Raw genomic sequence first — 2,446 nt, 5'->3', positions numbered from 1 at the left:
CGCTCTCTTTCACTATCGATACATTTGTTTTGCCCAGTGCCATCAACAAATCTTCAAATACCACTAAGCCATTAAACTCCAAGCCTTGAATCTCGGCTGATGCTAAGGCTGACAATCGCTCACCACAAATCTCAATCATGAACCACTCACAAAAATCTTTTTCCAGCAATGGATGACGACCACTGATCCCTTGCATCAGCCATAGACCATAAATACTGGCTGTTGCATCGTCCATCGTGGCTAAACGTTTAGCTGCCACCTTCCCAAGATTCTCAAAAAATCGCACACCTAAAGCTTTTTCTAACATCTGCATTGACTCTGGTAATGCATGAGCTACAACAGAAATTTGGCTATTTTCTAATTGTTTAGAATGATAATTTTCTAAATATTCATTTGCCTCCTTTGATGCCAACATCCTACCATCTGGGTGTAAGTTAAAATCAACCCCTGGCTTGAAACCTCCTTGAACTAATTTTTGGATCATGCTTGTTGATACATCCTTTACGGCTTGTTGATAACTTTCCTTACTTACGTATTCTTGCAAGAACCAAACAAAATTTGCATACTCTACTTGCACAAGAGCTTCTTTGAGGATTATTGTCTCATCCTCTAATTGTGCTAGGGTTAATATTTTTTGAATTTCTTGCAGATTTTGACAAGAAATTGCTTCTATCAACTGCTGTTTTATGAGTTCGTTTTGCTCTTTCATTTATTCCTTGACTATCCGTATCGTACTTTTTGTGAAATGGTATTAGTTGCTCCTGCTGGAGAATGAACCGAATTCCGGCAATTGGCTCAACCTTTTCATGCTTAAACTCTTGATGACGTGAACGTGGAACTGCGATCGCAAATACTACAGCACAAACAAAGAAACTGGCTGCGTTAACGAATAATGTATTGATACAATCTAGCTAATTAACCCTTATACTCTTCTCGAAAAGCCACTACCAAGCTCAGATTAGGCATTGTCATTGCCGCTATTAACTGCTATGTCGAAATGCAACACGTTTTCACGATCGCCCAGCTTCGTATAAAGTTTAATGGCTGGCTCGTCACCGATATCCGCCTGGACGAAAATGACATAAGCTCCAGATGCTGCTGCTACTTCCTTCAGCTTCTGAATTAATGCCGTTGCGATCCCCTGCCGTCGGTGTGCGGCGGCAACAGCTAGATCGTAGATGTAAATCTCGCTGCGCTCCTGCTCGAACTTTTTAAGCTCGTAGGCAGTAAGACCGCCAACGACCTCACCTTCTTTCAATGCAGCGATCGCAATGAAGTAGTCACTTAAGAGCAGTTGCCGCAGATAGTCTGCACTAGGGGGATTTCTATATGTCTCCACCTCATCGAACGCCTCATCAAAGGTCGCTAATAGACCTTCCATTAATGCAACGTCCTCCGGCAAAATCTGTTGAATGCTTAAGTTCATTAGTATTTCCTAAGCTATATTCCTGCTGAACGGCTAAATCCTGCTCGTTCATACAATATCAGACGAAAGGGCTAAACCCAAAAATCAGTTGATTATCCTTTGCTGCTATGGCTGTCTTTGGGGTGCAGTTATCGGTATTGCAACGTTATCTATCAAGCCCAGCGAGACTGTGGCAGCGATTGGGTTGGGTTTTACGGCTGGGGTAAGTTGTTGTCTCACAGTGATTGCTCATCCCAAGGGTGCGATTGCTGAGGACTGGTATGATAACCCAAGGTGTTTGTTTTTCAATGCCTGTAAAAGCAGGGCTAAGGGAAAAAATACTGTAACATGTAACAACTGATGTCGGCGCTTGTTTTGAATGGGTGCGACGGCAGAGGATTGTGCTGGCGATGTTGGGTGTGGTTGTTTATAGTTCTTCTGGCTTTTTCAGCTAAGTCGTGAAACAACGAAATAGTAAGGGTTTCACACTATATACACTACGAACGGATAATAGCTGGACTTTTGTATTAACAACTATGAGCGTTACCTGATAAAGATTTTAACAATTCTTGAGAAGTCCAGATCCAAGCCGTTTTGAGTATATTCTTTTCAACAAATTAGTTTTAATGACAATAAATTACGAGATGAAATAGGACTTTTGAATAGAGGTGTAGTAAGCGACACCGATAGCGTAGCGTTAGCGACGCAGGAGCGTCGTAGCCCATCGTAAATATCAATGTAGGCATCGCTTCGTCAAGGAGATAACGGATGGGAGGAGGAGTGAAAAACTACACTGTGCCCCGATATTTTAGTTATCTCGATAGATGCATTCTACGTATTTATTTGTCTTCACATAGGTTGTTTTTTCTTAGGTACTTACTCAAAAAAGTGTTTTTTATTCGCTATCATTCAAGTTTGACAACTTGTCATTTGACATCTCTGCTACAAAAGGCAAACATTTTAATAAGGAGGTATTTAAGAAAAAATTAAGAGCCACGCTTTGAATTTAGTCCTATTTTCTACTTGCCTACAGCCAATTTT

Annotated in this window: 2 protein-coding genes; both read right to left on the bottom strand. The window is 41.1% G+C overall.

Annotation, left to right across the window (positions count from 1 at the left end):
- On the bottom strand, positions 1-709 hold a 709-nt coding region (locus H6G26_RS40900), incomplete at its 3' end, for a hypothetical protein (RefSeq protein WP_190737777.1).
- A gap of 249 nt (positions 710-958) precedes the next feature.
- Positions 959-1,426 (bottom strand): AAC(3)-I family aminoglycoside N-acetyltransferase, encoded by a 468-nt coding sequence (locus tag H6G26_RS40895; RefSeq protein WP_190737775.1) that lies wholly within the window; start codon positions 1,424-1,426, stop codon positions 959-961.
- Positions 1,427-2,446: the final 1,020 nt, after the last annotated feature.

The sequence above is a fragment of the Nostoc sp. FACHB-888 genome (assembly GCF_014696655.1).
Lineage (GTDB): Bacteria > Cyanobacteriota > Cyanobacteriia > Cyanobacteriales > Nostocaceae > Nostoc.
The sequence above is the reverse complement of the archived record's forward strand: the minus strand, read 5'-3'. Positions and strand labels throughout refer to the sequence as shown.